The organism is Acinetobacter johnsonii (assembly GCF_048551975.1).
Taxonomy (GTDB): Bacteria; Pseudomonadota; Gammaproteobacteria; order Pseudomonadales; family Moraxellaceae; genus Acinetobacter; species Acinetobacter johnsonii_A.
Genome location: NZ_JBIMCF010000009.1, coordinates 1 through 18,234, shown reverse-complemented (window position 1 = coordinate 18,234; position 18,234 = coordinate 1). Strand labels below are relative to the sequence as shown.

Sequence of the window (18,234 nt, the reverse complement as noted above, 5' to 3'; positions counted from 1 at the left end):
AAATGAGGAGGCATGTCGACACCGCCTCAGAAAAATGTCGATTATTATGACATGATTTTACGGACTTGACGCAGCATAAAGTGCTTAAAGTCATCTAAATAGGTGAAGATCACAGGAACCACTACCAAGGTCAGCAGTGTCGATGTAATCACACCGCCGATCACTGCATGCGCCATCGGTGCACTTTGTTCACCTCCTTCACCTAACCCTAAAGCCAGAGGCACCATGCCCATCACCATGGCACTTGTAGTCATCAAAATAGGGCGTAGACGTGTTTTACCCGCATCAATAATCGCTTGATAACGATCAACGCCGTGATCCATGGCTTTTTTAATGAAATCGATCAATAGAATTGCATTTTTGGTCACCAGACCCATCAACATGATAATACCGATAATAGAAAACAAGTTCATTGTGGAGTTAAATAAGAAGAGCGCTAAAAATACTCCTATCAGCGATAACGGAAGGGAAGCCATAATCGCTGCAGGGTGAATAAAGCTATTGAACTGCGAACCTAGCACAATATAAATAAACACGATTGATAAGGTGATTGCGGTCATGGCATAACCTGCAGATTCAGCCATGTCTTTGTTTGAACCTTGCGTGTCAAAGCTATAACCTGCAGGAAGATCAAAGTTGTCTTCAATTTTTTTAATATCTGCACCAATATCGCCTGCAGGGCGACCTGCGGTGTTGGCTTCGACTAAAACCTCCCGTGCTAGATCGCGACGATTAATCTGCGATGCCCCCAGACTTTCTTCTAAATGTGCAACGCTAGAAAGAGGAATCAATAAAGCTTGACCATTTGCATCCGTTTTTTGCGATGTGAGGTAAAGGTTCTGTACATCACTAGGTAAGCCACGTGCAGTTTCAGTTAGGCGCAGGTTAACGTCATAAGTTTCGCCTTTGTTGTCTTGCCATGAGGTGACATCATCGCCTGCAATTAGTGGGCGAATGACATTGGCAATTTGGTTGACCGATAGTCCTAAATCGCTGGCTAAGACCCGATCAATATGTACGCCTAAAGTCGGTTTAGGGGCTTTAAGTGAGCTTTCTAAGTCAACGATGCCTTTGACTTGTGCAATTTCAGCCATAAAGCGGTCTGATATCTTCTGGAGTTGGGCTAAGTCAGGACCTTTGATGGAAATCATGACGGGCTTTTGTCCGCCCGATACCGTTTCATCTGCCGAGGCAATTGAGGTCACAGTAATGCCACCTACTTGTTGTAGGCGTTGGCGGAACTCATTGTTTAAGTCGGTTAAGCTTTTCTTACGCTCTGTGCGTGGTGTAACGGTTACGCGAATACTCACATGATTTTTACCACGATCCGTAACGCCATTAATCACCGCATAAGTTGCTCGAACGTCAGGGTGCTGCTGAATAATTTTATCGACTTGCAGCAGTTTGGCTTGTGAATATTCCAAAGATGCATCGACAGGTGTTTCGAACTTAATCCGAATCTCACCTTTATCTGGAACAGGGACAAACTCTGTTCCAATCAGTTTAGATAAGCCTAATGCACCGAATAGCGAGACCACAGCAATCATGAGGGTGATGAATCGGAAGCGCAGAGCAAGCTTGAGTAATTTCTCATAGCCATGGCTGAGATTATCTAGTTTGCTAGAAATCCAATTGAAAAAACGTTTGACTCGATTGGGTGGCTTATGTGGATTTTTCTGTTCAGCCCAATGTGCAGATAGCATGGGATCTAAAGTAAAGCTGACAAACATTGAAATCAGCACAGCAGTACTGACGGTTACGCCAAACTGATAGAAAAAGCGACCAATAATACCGCCCATAAATGCCACGGGTAAAAACACCGCAACAATGGTTAAGGTAGTGGCTAAAACAGCGAGTCCAATTTCTTTGGTCCCATCAAGGGCTGCTGTGACAGGGTCTTTGCCCATGTCTGCATGTCGCACAATATTTTCACGTACCACAATCGCATCATCAATCAGTAGACCAATGCTGAGTGATAGTGCCAGTAAGGTCATCATATTGATGCTAAAGCCGAAGATCCAAATAAACGTCAGAGTGCCAAGAAGAGCAATCGGCAACGTCATGCCTGTAATGGCGGTGGAACGGAACGAGCCTAAAAACAGCAGGACAATCAAAACGGCAAGAGCCGCGCCTTCAATAATGGTACGTGCAACATCGGTGATGCTGTTACGAATGCCTTTGGATGAATCTACCACGACTTTTGCTGTGGTGCCTTCAGGTAACTGTTTTTGGATATCTGCTAAGGTCTCATAAGCACCATCGACTACATCAATCACATTTGAATCGGAACTGCGTAAAATATCAATCGCAACCGCGGTTTTACCATCTAAATAGGCACTCGACTCAAGTTCGGCTTGGCTGTCTGAAATGCTTGCAACTTGGCGCAAATAAATCGGTACACCATTTTTATTGGCAATCACCAAATCGCCGAAGGCTAAAGGATGAATCACTTTAGACTTTATCTCGACCACGAGTTCACTGTTACCATGTTTCAATGTTCCACCCGGAACCTCGACATTTTCAGCTTTTAGCGTGTTGATGATCTGGTCAATACCAATCCCAAAACTTTGTAGTTTGTGGGGTTCAATCTGTATGCGAATTTGTCGCTTGGCGTCACCCAATAAGTTGACGGTCCCGACACCAGAAACGGTTCTAAACTGCGGAACGATGCGCTGATCCAGATAAGAGCTGAGCTCTTTTAGTGACATGTTTTGTGATTCAAATACAATTGACATCACGGCATTGGCAGAAGGATCGTAACGTTCAACGATCGGGTCTTGAATTTCGTCTCGAAACTCAGCGGTGACTGGTGCAATTTTATCGCGGACATCTTGCGCGGCTATAGCAGAAGAAACATCGAGATCAAACTCAGCAATAATGGTCGATAAGCCTTCGCTAGACTGAGAAATGACCTGTTTTAAACCTGAAATGGTATTGATTTGGTCTTCCATTTTCTTGCTAATTTCAGATTCAACTGTTTCAGGGGATGCTCCTGGATAGGTGGTATAAACCACGACGAAGGGGAAATCGACATCAGGAAACTCCTCAACTCCCATTCTTTGCCAAGAGGCTAAGCCTAAAACCATCAGACAAAACATCATCATGATGGTAAAAACAGGATATTTCACACTAATACGGGTTAACCACATAGCAACAACCTTTTCTTATTTTTATGGATTGATTGTCACCATTTGATGCAAATCTTTGTCATTAAACTTTATACGACTAATTTGGTCGCCTGTTTGTAGTCCCTGTACCACAGCACTGTTGTTGCTATAGCGTTGTTCCAATACTTTTATATGAACACGTTCAATCTTATTGTGGCGAATTACCCAAACATAAGGTGAATTTTGTATATCTTGAATGGTATCAAGCGGGATAATTTGGCCTGTGATGGACTGTGAACCAAGCATGTCGCCTTCTACAAAGGTCCCGATACTCAATGAATTAATACTTTCCATTGGCTGAGCAAAAAACTCAATTTGACGGCTTGCGGGGTCAGCAATCGGGGAAATACGAGTAAGCTTGGCGGTTAGCTTTTGAGGATTGCCTTGCAAGTGATATTCAATTTTTCCTCCCAAGCTTAAAGCGGCTTGGAGATCGCTTGGAATTTTGGCCTGTATTTCTAAATAACTCGGGTCAATAATTTCAAATAGGGTTTGTCCTGCGGCTACCGTTTGTCCAGGTTCTACCTGACGTTGAGTAATAACCCCTGAAATCGGGCTTAAAATAGTGCCATCGCGATCCGCCTTTTCGGCTATATCAACATTGGCTTGTTGCGCACGTACATTTTCTAATTGAGCTTGATAGTCTACAAGGCTTTGTTCATATTCCACTTTAGAAATAAAGCCCTGATCGAGTAAACGTTTTTTTCTTTGAACCATGCTTTTTGCAAGATTGGCTTGGGCTTGGGTTGAAGCAAGATTGGCTTGAGCTTGGGCAAGCCGCGCAGCATTATCTTGATTGTTTAATCGAACCAGTACTTGACCTTTTTGAACGGTTTGTCCAACTTGAACTGAAACTGCAGTTGCTGTCGCTGTCACTTGAGCCTGAATGGAACTTTGATTGACGGCTCGAATAGTACCAGTAAAGGCTGTACGTTGGATGGAAGGTCCTTCTTGGAACTGGACCAAGTCTTGTGCTATCAGCTCGATTTTAGCTGTAGACGAAGTAGGGGAGGTGACTTCATCTTGTTTTTGGCAGGCCGAGAGGAGTAAGCACAAACACAGCGGACTGAGTTTAAAAATAGGGAGCACTTGGCGGCTTAATTTGTTTTTTATAAATGGTGCAGCCTGCATTGAGTCAAATCCTTTGGTCTAGCGGCGAAAGTCAGCACACTGTAAATAAAACGCAGATTATTCAAGTGTTTTTAAACGAGCAATAATTCTGTCGTATTCAGCCTTGGTATTACGATAGTGACTTTGTAACGACTGTATTTGCTCTTTTTTCATCACAATATTTTTGGAATTATAATCAATCATATCTTGGAGCGGTTTCGGATTGCTTTTGCCTTTACGCATGTTCTCTTTTTCTTGGCGTAAGAATCCGATACGGTCATTCTGTAATTGTTTTAATTCATCCTGCTGGAACTTAATCTGCTTTAAGATATAGGAAAGGGCGGTATTGCGTTTTTGAGTGGCGACTTGGCTGTTGGTATAAGCACGTTTTAATTTAAGATCTGACTCGCGTTGCTTGGCCGCAGCTGCGCGTTGTGGCGCATATTGCGCATCTTTTTCTGCGTTGTATGGTCGAGCCCGTTGAATCACTTGCATGTTGCTATCGAGTGCTTCATAACCATAACGAATATGGTTGGGAGTGACATTGCTACTGACGTTCGCGATGCCTTTACTGTCGTAATATCGATACCAGACCGCTTTAGGTGGATCGGCCATAATCGAGATGGTCTGCAAACTTAGCAAAGCCAACAAAATGACTTTCGCAGTCATCCTTTTTTTCACGATCAAAGCAAGTTTGTGATTAAACTCCCTAAGCATCGATACCCCCAGTTTAAAGTTGACTAAATTACTTATTTACAAGCAATAAATAGTGCTATATTAGTCCTAAATTTAGGAATAAAAAATAGAATCAGTTAAAAAAAAATCGACGGGTATGGGAAAGTGTGAAACTGTTCTTAAAAAAAAGATGAAGTGTGGTTTTATGCGGAAACTGTTCATTGAAAATATAAGTAAATATATGTTAAAAGTGTACGTAACTTGTAAAGCGTCTACGAATCTGTTTCTACAAACATTCTAAAAATGGGAAGGGTCATATTAAATGGACGATAAATTCCAGAATCTAAAAGTAATGGTCATTGATGATTCAAAAACCATTCGTCGTACAGCCGAAACATTATTGCAACGTGAAGGTTGTGAAGTGGTGACTGCAGTCGATGGTTTTGACGCATTGTCAAAAATTGCTCAAGCCAATCCTGATATCGTATTTGTCGACATTATGATGCCACGACTAGATGGCTATCAAACATGTGCATTAATCAAAAATTCACAAAATTATCAAAATATTCCTGTCGTGATGCTCTCTAGCAAAGATGGTCTATTTGACCAAGCCAAAGGGCGTGTTGTCGGTTCAGATGAGTATTTAACAAAGCCGTTTAGTAAAGATGAATTATTAAATGCGATTCGTAATCACGTTTCAGCATAAATAATAGTAAGTGTAATTGGGGAAAATTATGGCGCGTATTTTAATTGTGGATGACTCACCTACAGAGACATTCCGCTTTAAAGAAATTTTGGGGAAACACGGTTTTGAAGTGATTGAAGCGTCGAATGGTGCCGATGGTGTAACTATGGCTCAAGCTGAACTTCCTGATCTTGTGTTGATGGATGTGGTGATGCCAGGCGTTAATGGCTTCCAAGCAACTCGTCAAATTGCGCGTGGCGCAACAACAAAACACATTCCTGTAGTGATCGTCAGTACTAAAGATCAGGCTACAGACCGTGTATGGGGTAAGCGTCAAGGTGCGTGTGATTATTTAACTAAGCCTGTTGATGAAAACCAACTGATTGATGTGATTAAGCAACACCTGAACGCAGGATAAGCTCTATGGCAGCAAATGGATTTATCGAATTACTTCGACTTGCTAAACGTGGTAATAAAAACTACGTTTCAAACGAAAATGAGGTAAACCGCTGGTCGGGCATTGCTTTTGAGATGATGGGGCAATATTTCGTTGCGCCATTAGGTGAAGTTGCAGAGGTGATTTATCCTCCGAAATATACCTTAGTGCCAAATACTCAACCTTGGGTTGTGGGTTTGGCTAATATTCGGGGACGTTTACTTTCTGTTGCTGATTTAGCGCACTATGTATCAGGGCATCGTAGTGCGTATTCGCCGACTCAAAAAGTACTTTGTATTAGTCACAATGACCACTATGTCGGTTTAGTTGTAGATCAGGTTCTGGGGATTCAGCACTTTAATAAGAAAAGTTTCTTTTCTAAACATGAAGATTTAGATCGGAATTTAAAAGAATATTGCCAAGGGTATTTTCACCAACATAACCAACAATGGCATGTTTTCTTATTCAGTCGCTTATTAGACAATCCAAAGTATATGAACGCATCTATAAAATTTATAAATTAATATCATTGTCGCGCGCGAAATTATAAGGGCGTAAATCGGGGAGAAGCTGCATGGGCTTTAAACTTAAAAAGAAAAATACGGATGGAAGCAGTAACCGCTCAGGTGGAAATGCTTTAGTAGCAAAACTTCAATCACAGACGGAACAGTTTTCACGTGTATTTGGTGATAGTGAAAAGTCCAAGCCATTAATTTTGGGTGCGGCATTTTGTATCGTACTGGCAATTTTCTTACTGTTGTACCTATTCTATAACGTACCTCGAAATAACGAATTCACCCGTAGCTTGGGTGAATTACGTCTTTTATCACAAACGATTTCGCGTCAGGCAACTGAAGCAACAGCATCAGGTACGCCTGAAGCCATTAAAAAACTGACAGAATCACAAAAGTCTTTTGCTGAAAACTTAGAAACAGTAAAAGATATTCACGCGAGTACAGATGCACTGCGTGAAGTAGATGCGCAGTGGAAAAAAGTTTCTGAAAATATTGATTTAATTGCATCACAACAAAAAATCATTAACCAGCTTTACGATACCAACATCGCGATTAGTGAAAGTATTCCAGGGATTCAGGCCGAATACAACTTAATGGTTGACCAAATGGCACGTCAAAATGTGCCAGCCAACCAAGTCGTGATTGCAAAGAACCAAGTATTCATTGCTGAACGTATTCTTCGTTCGATTGGTTCGGTATTGACGGGTTCAGACAACTCACGTGAATCTGCGGATGACTTTAGCTCAGATACAGAAACCTTCGCATCATACTTAAACGCACAATTAAATGGCAGTGCCGACTTAGGTGTAGAGCGTATTAATGACCCTGAAATGCGTGACTCTTTAACCAGTATTCAATCAGAATATGATGCTGTACTGAAGTCAGCAGCAGCAACCGTCTTAAAGAACTCATCACAAATCGTTAAAGTACGCCAAGCGTCATCATCGATTTTTGAACAGTCTGATGCTTTGTTAAGCAATTTGAACAAATTGTCAGGTGGTACAGGTTTAGCCATTGCAATTCCTGCCTTAGGTTTAATTCTAGCCTTGATTGCTTTCTTATTCTGTGTATTTAAATTACTCGTACTTCGTGGCGAATCAGATAAAAAACGTGTATCTCGCCTACAAGATGAATATGACCGTAACCAAAACGCGATTTTACGTTTACTGGATGAAATTGCCGATCTTGCAGATGGTGACTTACGTTCATATGCAACGGTATCTGAAGACTTCACGGGTGCAATTGCCGACTCGATTAACTTCGCAATTGACCAATTACGTGACCTTGTATCGCGTATTACCGAAACATCTCAAGAGGTTGCGCAATATACGGCAAATACGCAGGGTATTACCAACCAGTTAGCCGAAGCATCTGAACACCAAGCGCAAGAAATTGCGGGTGCATCTGCTGCGATTAATGAAATGGCAATGTCTATTGACCAAGTATCTTCAAACGCTGAAGAATCAGCGGTGGTAGCAGAACGTTCAGTAAAAATTGCTGCAAATGGCGCGAATGTTGTAAACCGTTCAATTGAAGGTATGGATATCATTCGTGAGCAGATTCAAGAAACCTCTAAACGTATTAAACGTTTGGGTGAATCTTCGCAAGAGATTGGTAACATCGTTGCCTTGATTAACGATATTGCCGACCAAACGAACATCTTGGCTTTAAACGCAGCGATCCAAGCATCGATGGCAGGTGAAGCAGGTCGTGGTTTTGCCGTGGTTGCGGATGAAGTACAGCGTCTAGCTGAACGTTCAGCATCAGCGACCAAACAGATTGAAACATTGGTAAAAACCATTCAGACCGATACCAACGAAGCTGTAATTTCGATGGAACAAACCACGTCTGAGGTTGTACGTGGTGCGAACTTATCTAAAGATGCGGGTGTTGCACTGGATGAGATTCAAAACGTATCGGGTAATTTGGCGAAATTGATTGCAAACATTTCGGATGCAGCAAAGCTACAATCCGCGTCTGCAGGTCATATTGCAACTACGATGAATGTCGTACAAGAAATTACCTCACAAACCACCACTGCGACTTTCGATACTGCACGTTCAGTCTCTGAACTTGCGAACATGGCGGAAGCGTTACGTGAGTCTGTTACTGACTTTAAACTGCCTGATTAAGCACTTGCTTTGGGGATGGTATGCTGCTCATCGCTTGAGTTGCATACCAAATCAGGATACACATCAACTCAATTAGCTTGAGCCAAAAGAGTGGTTTGGGATGATGGTTATAATGAAGTTTATGCACCTTTTTTGGGTAGCTGACAACGCAAGAAGCCTTAGCTATGAAAGAAATATTAAAACATTTAGTTGAAACGACAACGCTTCCGGAAGATAGTTATCTAGATCAAGATGCAGAAATTCTTGAAATTTTTGTTGAAGAAATTGAAGAAATCTTCGTTGAGTTAGATCCATTATTTGAAAAGTGGTACGCTGAACCGACCCATCAAGAAACTTTGTTGAGCATACGTCGTCACTTCCATACCTTAAAAGGCTCTGGTCGTATGGTGGGGGCAAAGTCAGCAGGTGAAACAGCATGGGCGGTTGAAGATACCTTAAATCGTGTGATTTCAGGGGCTGTACCGCTTACGGCAACGGTTCAAAAGTTTGCTAAAACAGTATTCAAACTGTATCAATTTAAACTGTACCCGATATTCAAAGCGGTGCAGGAAATTGATCTTGACCTTCGTCCAATGGTTTTAATTGGACAACAATTACAACTAAATCATAGTTTAGAACCTGCTCTAGAAGAGTTGCTACAACTGTCTAATCATCTAAATAGTAATGATGTCGTGACGGGATTAGAGTTGATCGATATCGAAGTTGCTGAACCTGAGCCACAAGTTGCAGACGTTTCTGAGCAGGATGATCAAGTGCATGATGTACTTGAAGAAACTTTAGCGATCTTCATTGAAGAGGCGGAAGACCATTTAGCGACTATCGATCAATTCTTAAATGCAGATCAAACCAAAGTACAAGATTACAATGGTTTAATCCGTGCTTTACATACATTGCGCGGTAGTTCGTCTATGGCGCAAATTGAGCATGTCTTTAATGCCAGCTCAAAAGTTGAAAATCTATTTAAAACATTGGTACAAGAAGAGATTGTTTCTACCTCGAAGGAGATCTCTTTACTCACCCAATATGCTGAATTTGTACGTGACTATTTACATGTGCTTGGGCGTGGTACGAACGCACAGCTTGACGTGATTTACGCCACGTTCACTACGGCTTGGGATAACTATGGTTTCAGTATAGAAGACGTAGATGGTGAACTGAACCCACAAGGTATGGTCTCGAAGCTGATCGAGTTAAATATTGATCTGTTGCTTGATGCCGAGTTTGAGTTTGATCAGCGGGCTAAAGTTGAATATCCAAACTATATTCAGCACTTAGGTGAACAAGCAAAACAATTGCTGGAATTCACCAATAACCGTGCTGCTCAAGGAATTCATGATTTTACTTCTGAGCTATACGCGGGTTATCAAGCCTTACTGGTAAAGCCTGAATTACTCAATGTAGATTATGCATACGAATTATTTGGTCAGGCACATCAAGAATTTATCCATTTATTTGACACTTTAGCTGCGGGTCAGCGCGTCATTCTGACTGAAGAAGTGCATAAAGTTCTGAATGAATTAATGGCCTTTGTACAGCAAGATGTTTATTCGACTTCGATGACGGTAGTTGAACCTGTTGCTGAGGCTATTGTTTCTGGAAATACTTTACAACCAAGCCTTGATCTTGCGCAGATTTCGCAGCAAATTGCCTCGGATCATCAGTATAAGCAATCGAATACAGCCAATACCGATTTTGATGATGATTTGCTTGATATCTTCTTGGAAGAAGCTGAAGAATTATTGATGGGGATGGATCAGGATCTTAATACTTGGTCTAAAAATGGCAATGATACCGCGGCACTCAATAATTTAATGCGTTATTTGCACACCTTAAAAGGTGGTGCCAATATGATTTCTGCACCTTTTATTGGTTCGATTGCACACGAATTAGAGTCTATTTATGAGCGTGTGATTCGTCATCAAATAGCTACAACGCCACAGTTGATTAGCATCATTCGCTTAGTGCAGGATGATGTTGCAGACCGAATTCAGGTCATTCGCACGGAGAAGGTTGATTATCCAGCAACAGCGACTATCAATGTACTGCATAACATTCAGAGCTTAGTTGAGGGTACGACTGTTACAACTACAGTATCTGAGCCTTTAGTTGAAGCGTTTGTTGCGGCAGTTGAAGAACCTTTATCTAATATAGATAGAACGATTGAAGCTGAGGCAGCTGCGGTTGAGTCAGCAACTGCGATTGAAGAGCCGAGTATAGTTGATAACACTGACATTACTGTCGTTGAACAGCTGGATATTCCGTCACTTGTCCAAGAAGAAGCAGTCAGCGCTGTTGAAGAAGCAGATAGTCTTTTATCAATTGTTGAAGAAACCTTCTTGGAAGAAGCTGAAGAAATTTTAGCGACTACGGATGGCTTACTGAAACAGTGGACTGAACAACGTAGTGACCGTAGTGTGTTACTACAATTGCAACGTGCTGCGCACAGCTTAAAAGGCGGCGCGCGTATGGCGGAGAATGAACCCGTTGCTGCGATTGCTTATGAACTAGAAACTACATTTGAGCAATTTGCTGTACATAATTTCAGTTCAAACGTGTATGACCCATTATTGCAAACCGCATTTGAATGGTTAAAACAAGCCATCTTCAAACGTGATTTTAGTAATTATGATGGTTTGAAAAATAGCTTAGCATCTATTGATTATGTGGATGTGATTGCGCAATTACCGACGCGTGTAACTCAAATTGATTTACTCAATGCGGTACCAAGTTTTGAGTTTGTGCAGGGTGATGGTACTGAGCCGCCAGCAATGCTGGGTGAGTGGAAAGAAATGACTCACTTGGATGGTGGTAATGAGATGATCCGTATCTCAGCTGATTTGGTTGAGAAAATGATCGATCTGTCAGGTGAAAATGCGATTAACCGTTCGCGTATCGAGATGGATTTAGGTCAACTCGGCAATACGTTGAACGAGATGGAGCTTGCAATTAAGCGTTTGGCGGATCAGTTACGTCGAATGGAAGGAGAGCTTGAAAGTCAAATTATTGCCAAGCACGGTTCTGAAAACTCGCGCTATGCAGACTTTGACCCCTTGGAGATGGACCAATATTCATCGCTTAATCAATTGTCTAAATCCTTAGCTGAATCAGCTTCGGATTTGGTCGACTTCAAGAGCACTTTGGCTGAGAAAATTCGTGATGCTGAAGGTTTGTTATTACAACAATCCCGTATTCAAGCGGAGATTCAAGAAAGCTTAATGCGGACACGTTTGGTGCCGTTCTCACGTATGTTACCTCGTTTGCAGCGTATTGTGCGTCAGACCGCCTCAACCTTGAACCGTCCAACGGAATTGGTCGTTCATAACACTGAAGGTGAGTTGGACCGTACAATTCTTGAACGTTTGGTTACGCCGTTTGAGCATATGCTACGTAACGCAATTGACCACGGTATTGAAGATGCGGAACAACGTAGTGCTGCGAAAAAATCAGCGACAGGCCAAATTGAACTAAACATTAGCCGTCAAGGTACAGACGTTATCGTCAGTTTTAAAGATGATGGTAAGGGTATTGATGAAAGCACGATTAAAGCGAAAGCGCTAAACTTAGGTTTAATTAAAGCCGATCAAGTGTTGGATAAACAGGAAATCTTACAGTTTATTTTCCATCCGGGTTTCAGTACAGCCAAAGAAGTGACGCAAATTTCTGGACGTGGTGTTGGTCTTGATGTGGTACAAAGTGAAATTAAAGCACTAGGTGGACATGTCACGGTTGAATCGGAAATTGGATTCGGTACAACCTTCATTATTCGTGTACCGACTACGGTAGCGGTGAGTGATGCCTTGATGGTAAAAGCAGGTGATCAACAATATGCGATTCCATTGGCGCAGATTGATCGTATTGTGCGTATTGCTCCAACAGCATTGGATCAGTATTTCCACAGCAAAGATGACCAATTCAAAATTGATGGTGTGAGTTATAAACTGCGCTATTTATCTGAGTTTTTATCCAATCAGCCGATTCCGCGTTTGAGTAATATTGGACATTCATTGCCGGTGTTGTTGATTAAAGGCAACAGTGGACAAACCATTGCCTTATTGGTCGATCAGTTGATTGGTTCACGTGCGCAAATTGTAGTGAAGCCAGTTGGGCAACAGTTTGCCAGCATTGGTGCAATTGCTGGAGCAACGATTTTGGGTAATGGACATGTGTGTTTGATTTTAGATGGTCAGAACATTGCACGTCAGATTTTAAGTACCAAGCGTGTGACGCATGCAGTTGATCACCGTGACTTTGGTCGCCATCAGGATACACGTCGTTTAGTGATGATTGTGGATGACTCGGTCACGGTACGTAAGGTGACATCGCGCTTATTAGAGCGTCAAGGCTTTGATATTGTGACAGCAAAAGACGGTGTCGATGCGATGGAACAGCTTGAGAGCGTTAAACCAGACCTGATGTTGCTGGATATTGAAATGCCACGTATGGATGGTTTCGAAGTAACGAACTTGGTTCGTCACCACGAAATTCACCAGAACTTGCCGATTATTATGATTACATCGCGTACGGGTGAAAAACACCGTGAGCGTGCTTTCAGCTTGGGCGTGACACACTACATGGGCAAACCATTCCAAGAGGCAGAATTACTTGCCAACATTCAGCAACTATTGGCTGAAAAGCAGGGGTAAATAAATGAACGCAAATGTTTCAAAGAGCATGAATGAGCAAATCAGTCAGCAAGAATTACAATATCTGATTACAGTATCGACTGGTTTTATTGATGCTTATATTATTGAGTGTCATGGTAAAAAACCCATGCTCTTGCCGCAAAATATTGTTCTATCTGCACTCGATAGTGATACGCAAGTGAAAACGGTGGAATGGCATGATCTTCATCTGCCTGTTTATGCCATCAACCGTCCCGACCAAACGGAAGGCGTGGCGCTGGTGATTGAGGGGGATGATGCTTCTCAGCGCTTTGCTTTGATGTGTAATGAAATGCCGAAGTCAATTCGTTTGCGTATTTCTGAAATCGTTGATGATGAAAGCCCTGTGAATGATCCCACTATTTTCCAGTTGGTGCGTATGGGAGATGAGACTTACCATGTACCGAATTTAAATAAAATTCAGGCGAGTTTAGGGATTTAAGCTTAAGTTTGAATGTAAGAAAAAAGGAACTCAACTGAGTTCCTTTTTTATATGGGTTTGAATGCTTATACCAAAAGGCCTTCTAAAATTTGTTCGTAAATTTCAGCAAGTGGTTCAAGATCAGCGACATTCACATGCTCATCAATTTGATGGATGCTGGCATTGAGAACACCAAGTTCAAGTACTTGAGCACCTGTAGGAGCAATAAAGCGACCATCAGATGTTCCGCCTGAAGTTGAAAGCTCAGTTTCTACACCAGTCACATTTCGAATGGCATTTTTAGCTGCATTCACCAACTCACCCACTGGCGTCAGGAATGGTAAGCCTGAATGTGTCCATTTAATGTCGTAGACTAAACCATGACGATCCAAAATTTCTAAAACACGTGCTTTTAATTCCTCAGCGGTCAATTCAGTTGAATAACGGAAATTGAAAGTCACGGTCATGGTACCTGGAACGACATTGGTTGCCCCTGTACCAGCTTGAATATTTGACACTTGGAAAGACGTTGCAGGGAAGTATTCGTTACCCTGATCCCAAACTGTATCACAAAGTTCAGCAACGGCTTTAGACGCCATGTGAATCGGGTTAATAGCCAAATGTGGATAAGCCACGTGACCTTGTTTTCCTTTGATTGTGAGTACTGCATTGAGCGAACCACGACGACCATTTTTAACAATATCACCCAATTGATGGGTACTTGAAGGTTCACCCACCAAACACCACTTCATTTTTTCATTACGGGCTTCGAGTGTTTCGATCACTTTGACTGTGCCATTGATCGATGGACCTTCTTCATCTGAGGTGATGAGGAACGCGATTGAGCCTTTATGATTTGGATGTTTGGCAACAAAGCGCTCAGACGCAACCACCATTGCAGCCAAGGCAGTTTTCATGTCTGCACTGCCACGACCATAAAGCTTGCCATTACGAATTTCAGGGGCAAATGGGTCTGAGTTCCAAGCATCTAAATTACCTGTAGGAACGACATCGGTGTGACCTGCAAAGCAGAAGACAGGTGATTCAGTACCTTTTCGTGCCCATAGATTATCAACATCATCAAAGCGCATAGACTCAATGTTGAAACCAATTTTTTTTAAGCGTTCAGCCATAATATTTTGACAGTTGTGGTCCACAGGTGTAACCGACGGCTGACGTAAAAGTTGGAGGCTTAAATCGAGAGTAGCAGAAGAGGTCATGCGCATTTCAAAGTCAATAAAACAGTCGGCACTATAATAGGCGATTAATCTCTGGAATGCGAAACTTAGCAATAAAAAAACCTTATCTATTGATAAGGTTTTTATGCAAATATTAACTACTTGCGGATTTCATCTTGGGTTTTTTCAGCGGTATGTGATACAGCATTACCTGCTGAAGAGACATCTTTACCCATACCTTTGACGGTATTACAGCCTGTTAAAACAAAAAGCATAACTAGTGAACTTAAAACAATTTTTTTCATCTCTATCTCCAAAATTTTTAGTGTATTCATCAAATGATTTTGTTCTGATGTTGTTTAAGATTAAAAAATAAACACTTTAAAAAATAGCATGGTTTTACAGGAGATAAGTAAGCGTATGTTGCATTATGTATTTTTGTATAAAGGAACCTCTGCAAAATCAAGTTAAAATCAAATTTGGATTTCTGTACATATAAAACTGATTGTTTTGATCTTGTAAGTACAGACCATTGGTCCACCAATGTGCATTTGGGCTACTAATTTCAGCATTTGGGCAAATCCACTCCTGACGTTGTAGGCGATAGTAATTCAAGTCGGCCTTTGGAATTATGTTACCCCAAGTACCTAGTCGACGGTCTGGATTGAGCCAATCGGGAAGGCAGTACTGATTTAAAGCATCAACTGCCGTGAAACCATTTGTTAGAGGGAGAAAGAGTTGCCCCTTTAAAATGGCAAAGCGCGTCTGAATGTCTGTGTCTAAAGCTTGCTGGAATTGAAACTGTTTATGGGTAAAGTGTTTTAATTTTCGGTTTAAAGTATCAGTACGATTCAACCCATACCATGTGGTTAAGCTCAGATCTGTTTCACCTAAATAATATTTCAACGCAACTTCCCAATGCTCGATTTGATTGGTTTCGGTATTTTTTACTAAGAAGTCCAGCTCACCCGTAGTCCGCGCACCATCAATGATTTGGATACTATGACCCAATAATTCATAGGCATGATAGCGATGATCCAATAACCAAAACCACATGAACATTTCAAAGCGCAGACCCAGGCGGGTACTTTTCAGTTGAGCCATAAAGTCTTCAAGTTCTTTCGGGTCTTGATCGAGCTGTTTAAGGCGAGGTAAATAGATTTGAAAGTGCTGTTGCCAGATCTGTGAGGGATGGAAATGAAAAGCATGTTGTATATCGAGCTCTAACGGCAACGCAGACAAAATGTTTGGACTTGCTACAGCAAAAGCCAACTGGCGAACCAATGGATGTTTGAATTGGAGCCAAGGTTCGAACAACTGATGCTGTGAAATGAGATGCATGTGAGTGCCTTAAAAAAGAAGCTAAATATGCAGAAGGACAACGGATAAACTTAAAAAACACTTTATACTACCGCAATTCGGTGTTCAGGAAAGCGGTATGAAAACGTTGTTTTGGCGTTGTTTAGTGGTGATCTTTGTCATCCTAGGCTTTATCGGTGCACTGTTGCCGGGTATGCCAACAACTGTTTTTCTGATTTTGGCCGCTTGGGCTGCATCTAAAGGTTGGCCACAAATGGATGCTTGGTTACTCAACCATCCTAAATATGGTGCAACGTTAAGAGCATGGCGTGCCAATGGCACTGTACCACGTAAAGCAAAATGGTTTGCCAGTATCATGATGTTGATCAGTGGACTGATCATGCTACTGACCAATGCACCATTTTTAGTGAAATTATTTACCAATACGACCATGCTGCTTGTCGCAATATGGTTATGGTTACGTCCAGAACCCAATATATCAATAGATAAAAAACAAATAGAGGACAACTGATGTCTTATGTAATTGCTGATGCAGACGTCTTGATTGATCTGGCTGAACAGACTTTAACGCTGCCTAAAAAGAATAAATTTTATCTGATCTCGTCAGGAAAAAATGGCATTGGCGAAACTGAAAATAGTGGTAAAACGCCGCGAGGTTGGCATCGGGTTGCTGAGAAACATGGTGCCGAGCAACCGCAAAATGCCGTTTTTATTGCTCGAAAGGCTACAGGGGAAGTTTACGATACCGATTTAGCCAAGCAGTTTCCTGAACGGGACTGGATTTTGTCTCGGATTTTATGGCTGAGTGGTTTAGAAGGAGGCTTCAATCGCGGGGAAGGCTGCGATACCTATCAACGTTATATCTATATTCATGGAACACCAGATAGTGAACCCATGGGGATACCAATGTCGCATGGCTGTATTCGTATGCGTAATAAGGATGTCATAGAGTTATTTGAACTAATTGATTGCAATGCGCTGGTTTATATTTCCGAATATAAACTTGAACTCTAAAAATAGCTGTTAAAAAATGTGCAAGCTTATTTTATTGAGTATTCAACGCAGTAATTTAAAATATGAATATTGAGTAGAAGAAGGGTATTAATCATAGAAAATGTGTATTTTGAGGAAAAGAAATTTAGCGAATAATCATTTTAATTTTCGCAAATATGTTAAATAACATACAGAAAATACTTGTTTTTATACCATTTGACCTATTTTTTAATCACTCGATTGCAAAAAAGTGAAAACAAGCCGAAAAGCGTTTGACAGCCTGTAAAGATTCTCTATAATGCACCTCACAAACGATAAAGACGTTAAGGGCGCTTAGCTCAGTTGGTAGAGCGTCTGCCTTACAAGCAGAATGTCGGCGGTTCGATCCCGTCAGCGCCCACCAAGCCTTTACGTTAAATATCTTAAGTGCAGCGGTAGTTCAGTTGGTTAGAATACCGGCCTGTCACGCCGGGGGTCGCGGGTTCGAGCCCCGTCCGCTGCGCCACTTAAGATTTTTAATATTGTTTGTACCACATTAGTGACTTTGTGTAAGTGCAGCGGTAGTTCAGTTGGTTAGAATACCGGCCTGTCACGCCGGGGGTCGCGGGTTCGAGCCCCGTCCGCTGCGCCATTTATACAAAATCCTTAATGAGGGCGCTTAGCTCAGTTGGTAGAGCGTCTGCCTTACAAGCAGAATGTCGGCGGTTCGATCCCGTCAGCGCCCACCAGATTTTTTGCGATGCAGCGGTAGTTCAGTTGGTTAGAATACCGGCCTGTCACGCCGGGGGTCGCGGGTTCGAGCCCCGTCCGCTGCGCCATTTAAAGAATCTATTAAATTTAAGTTCCTGAGCTTAAATTTGAAAACTAAGACTGACAATCTTAATCAGGGCGCTTAGCTCAGTTGGTAGAGCGTCTGCCTTACAAGCAGAATGTCGGCGGTT

General features: G+C 41.9%; 14 protein-coding genes and 5 tRNA genes. 13 read left to right on the top strand and 6 right to left on the bottom strand.

Going from position 1 to position 18,234, the window contains the following annotated elements:
* Positions 1–44: 44 nt before the first annotated feature.
* Genes ACG9ZB_RS09020 through ACG9ZB_RS09010 form a run of 3 tightly spaced genes read right to left on the bottom strand, consistent with a single transcriptional unit; the run spans position 45 to position 4,994 of the window.
* Entirely contained in the window at positions 45–3,149 is a 3,105-nt protein-coding gene (locus ACG9ZB_RS09020) for an efflux RND transporter permease subunit (RefSeq protein WP_419325406.1), read from the bottom strand.
* Between the two features lie 21 nt (positions 3,150–3,170).
* Positions 3,171–4,298 carry an efflux RND transporter periplasmic adaptor subunit gene (locus tag ACG9ZB_RS09015; RefSeq protein ID WP_419325405.1) on the bottom strand — a complete coding sequence of 376 codons (1,128 nt, stop codon included), beginning with the start codon at positions 4,296–4,298 and terminating at the stop codon, positions 3,171–3,173.
* Between the two features lie 57 nt (positions 4,299–4,355).
* Positions 4,356–4,994 carry a hypothetical protein gene (locus tag ACG9ZB_RS09010; RefSeq protein ID WP_339399950.1) on the bottom strand — a complete coding sequence of 213 codons (639 nt, stop codon included), beginning with the start codon at positions 4,992–4,994 and terminating at the stop codon, positions 4,356–4,358.
* 280 nt (positions 4,995–5,274) lie between these two features.
* Here ACG9ZB_RS09010 and pilG point away from each other — a divergent pair, with 280 nt between their 5' ends.
* The 6 genes from pilG to ACG9ZB_RS08980 all read left to right on the top strand — a co-directional run bounded on the left by pilG (position 5,275) and on the right by ACG9ZB_RS08980 (position 13,823).
* Positions 5,275–5,658: a twitching motility response regulator PilG gene (pilG, locus tag ACG9ZB_RS09005; RefSeq protein WP_004694493.1), complete on the top strand. Its 384-nt coding sequence runs from the start codon at positions 5,275–5,277 to the stop codon at positions 5,656–5,658.
* A 28-nt stretch (positions 5,659–5,686) separates the two neighbouring features.
* The gene (locus ACG9ZB_RS09000; protein WP_004694491.1) at positions 5,687–6,055 is read left to right on the top strand and encodes a response regulator; all 369 of its coding nucleotides are present in this window, start codon (positions 5,687–5,689) and stop codon (positions 6,053–6,055) included.
* A gap of 5 nt (positions 6,056–6,060) precedes the next feature.
* Positions 6,061–6,597: a chemotaxis protein CheW gene (locus ACG9ZB_RS08995; protein ID WP_004694490.1), complete on the top strand. Its 537-nt coding sequence runs from the start codon at positions 6,061–6,063 to the stop codon at positions 6,595–6,597.
* 50 nt (positions 6,598–6,647) lie between these two features.
* Complete coding sequence (locus ACG9ZB_RS08990) at positions 6,648–8,720, top strand: methyl-accepting chemotaxis protein (protein ID WP_348927725.1); 2,073 nt, start codon at positions 6,648–6,650, stop codon at positions 8,718–8,720.
* A gap of 164 nt (positions 8,721–8,884) precedes the next feature.
* Positions 8,885–13,363: an Hpt domain-containing protein gene (locus ACG9ZB_RS08985; protein ID WP_419325404.1), complete on the top strand. Its 4,479-nt coding sequence runs from the start codon at positions 8,885–8,887 to the stop codon at positions 13,361–13,363.
* A gap of 4 nt (positions 13,364–13,367) precedes the next feature.
* The gene (locus ACG9ZB_RS08980; protein WP_419325403.1) at positions 13,368–13,823 is read left to right on the top strand and encodes a hypothetical protein; all 456 of its coding nucleotides are present in this window, start codon (positions 13,368–13,370) and stop codon (positions 13,821–13,823) included.
* Between the two features lie 65 nt (positions 13,824–13,888).
* On the opposite strand, the gene dapE is transcribed toward ACG9ZB_RS08980, so the two are convergent.
* The 3 genes from dapE to ACG9ZB_RS08965 form a co-directional block, all read right to left on the bottom strand.
* On the bottom strand, positions 13,889–15,022 hold the full coding sequence (gene dapE / locus ACG9ZB_RS08975) for a succinyl-diaminopimelate desuccinylase (RefSeq protein WP_419325402.1): 1,134 nt from the start codon (positions 15,020–15,022) through the stop codon (positions 13,889–13,891).
* Between the two features lie 116 nt (positions 15,023–15,138).
* On the bottom strand, positions 15,139–15,285 hold the full coding sequence (locus tag ACG9ZB_RS08970) for an entericidin A/B family lipoprotein (RefSeq protein WP_010326244.1): 147 nt from the start codon (positions 15,283–15,285) through the stop codon (positions 15,139–15,141).
* 157 nt (positions 15,286–15,442) lie between these two features.
* Complete coding sequence (locus ACG9ZB_RS08965) at positions 15,443–16,321, bottom strand: DUF1853 family protein (RefSeq protein ID WP_419325401.1); 879 nt, start codon at positions 16,319–16,321, stop codon at positions 15,443–15,445.
* A 97-nt stretch (positions 16,322–16,418) separates the two neighbouring features.
* Here ACG9ZB_RS08965 and ACG9ZB_RS08960 point away from each other — a divergent pair, with 97 nt between their 5' ends.
* The 7 genes from ACG9ZB_RS08960 (at position 16,419) to ACG9ZB_RS08930 (ending at position 18,111) form a co-directional block, all read left to right on the top strand.
* Entirely contained in the window at positions 16,419–16,811 is a 393-nt protein-coding gene (locus ACG9ZB_RS08960) for a YbaN family protein (RefSeq protein WP_078388416.1), read from the top strand.
* A complete protein-coding gene (gene elsL / locus ACG9ZB_RS08955) occupies positions 16,811–17,314 on the top strand; it encodes a cell wall-recycling L,D-carboxypeptidase ElsL (protein ID WP_419325400.1) in 504 nt (167 codons plus the stop codon). Before ACG9ZB_RS08960 ends, elsL begins: the two co-directional genes overlap by 1 nt.
* A gap of 306 nt (positions 17,315–17,620) precedes the next feature.
* Positions 17,621–17,696: transfer RNA gene (locus tag ACG9ZB_RS08950), tRNA-Val, on the top strand.
* 25 nt (positions 17,697–17,721) lie between these two features.
* Positions 17,722–17,798 (top strand) — tRNA-Asp (locus ACG9ZB_RS08945).
* Positions 17,799–17,847: 49 nt separating this feature from the next.
* Positions 17,848–17,924: transfer RNA gene (locus ACG9ZB_RS08940), tRNA-Asp, on the top strand.
* Positions 17,925–17,945: 21 nt separating this feature from the next.
* Positions 17,946–18,021: transfer RNA gene (locus tag ACG9ZB_RS08935), tRNA-Val, on the top strand.
* A 13-nt stretch (positions 18,022–18,034) separates the two neighbouring features.
* Positions 18,035–18,111: transfer RNA gene (locus tag ACG9ZB_RS08930), tRNA-Asp, on the top strand.
* Positions 18,112–18,234: the final 123 nt, after the last annotated feature.

Excerpts from the sequence above, each read along its gene's own strand:
- ACG9ZB_RS09000 (WP_004694491.1), top strand. The coding sequence starts at position 5,687 with ATGGCGCGTATTTTAATTGTGGATGACTCACCTACAGAGACATTCCGC.
- ACG9ZB_RS08960 (WP_078388416.1), top strand. The coding sequence starts at position 16,419 with ATGAAAACGTTGTTTTGGCGTTGTTTAGTGGTGATCTTTGTCATCCTA.
- ACG9ZB_RS08985 (WP_419325404.1), top strand. The coding sequence starts at position 8,885 with ATGAAAGAAATATTAAAACATTTAGTTGAAACGACAACGCTTCCGGAA.
- ACG9ZB_RS08965 (WP_419325401.1), bottom strand. The coding sequence starts at position 16,321 with ATGCATCTCATTTCACAGCATCAGTTGTTCGAACCTTGGCTCCAATTC.
- ACG9ZB_RS08980 (WP_419325403.1), top strand. The coding sequence starts at position 13,368 with ATGAACGCAAATGTTTCAAAGAGCATGAATGAGCAAATCAGTCAGCAA.
- ACG9ZB_RS09010 (WP_339399950.1), bottom strand. The coding sequence starts at position 4,994 with ATGCTTAGGGAGTTTAATCACAAACTTGCTTTGATCGTGAAAAAAAGG.
- ACG9ZB_RS08990 (WP_348927725.1), top strand. The coding sequence starts at position 6,648 with ATGGGCTTTAAACTTAAAAAGAAAAATACGGATGGAAGCAGTAACCGC.
- dapE (WP_419325402.1), bottom strand. The coding sequence starts at position 15,022 with ATGACCTCTTCTGCTACTCTCGATTTAAGCCTCCAACTTTTACGTCAG.
- ACG9ZB_RS09020 (WP_419325406.1), bottom strand. The coding sequence starts at position 3,149 with ATGTGGTTAACCCGTATTAGTGTGAAATATCCTGTTTTTACCATCATG.
- ACG9ZB_RS08995 (WP_004694490.1), top strand. The coding sequence starts at position 6,061 with ATGGCAGCAAATGGATTTATCGAATTACTTCGACTTGCTAAACGTGGT.
- elsL (WP_419325400.1), top strand. The coding sequence starts at position 16,811 with ATGTCTTATGTAATTGCTGATGCAGACGTCTTGATTGATCTGGCTGAA.
- ACG9ZB_RS08970 (WP_010326244.1), bottom strand. The coding sequence starts at position 15,285 with ATGAAAAAAATTGTTTTAAGTTCACTAGTTATGCTTTTTGTTTTAACA.
- ACG9ZB_RS09015 (WP_419325405.1), bottom strand. The coding sequence starts at position 4,298 with ATGCAGGCTGCACCATTTATAAAAAACAAATTAAGCCGCCAAGTGCTC.
- pilG (WP_004694493.1), top strand. The coding sequence starts at position 5,275 with ATGGACGATAAATTCCAGAATCTAAAAGTAATGGTCATTGATGATTCA.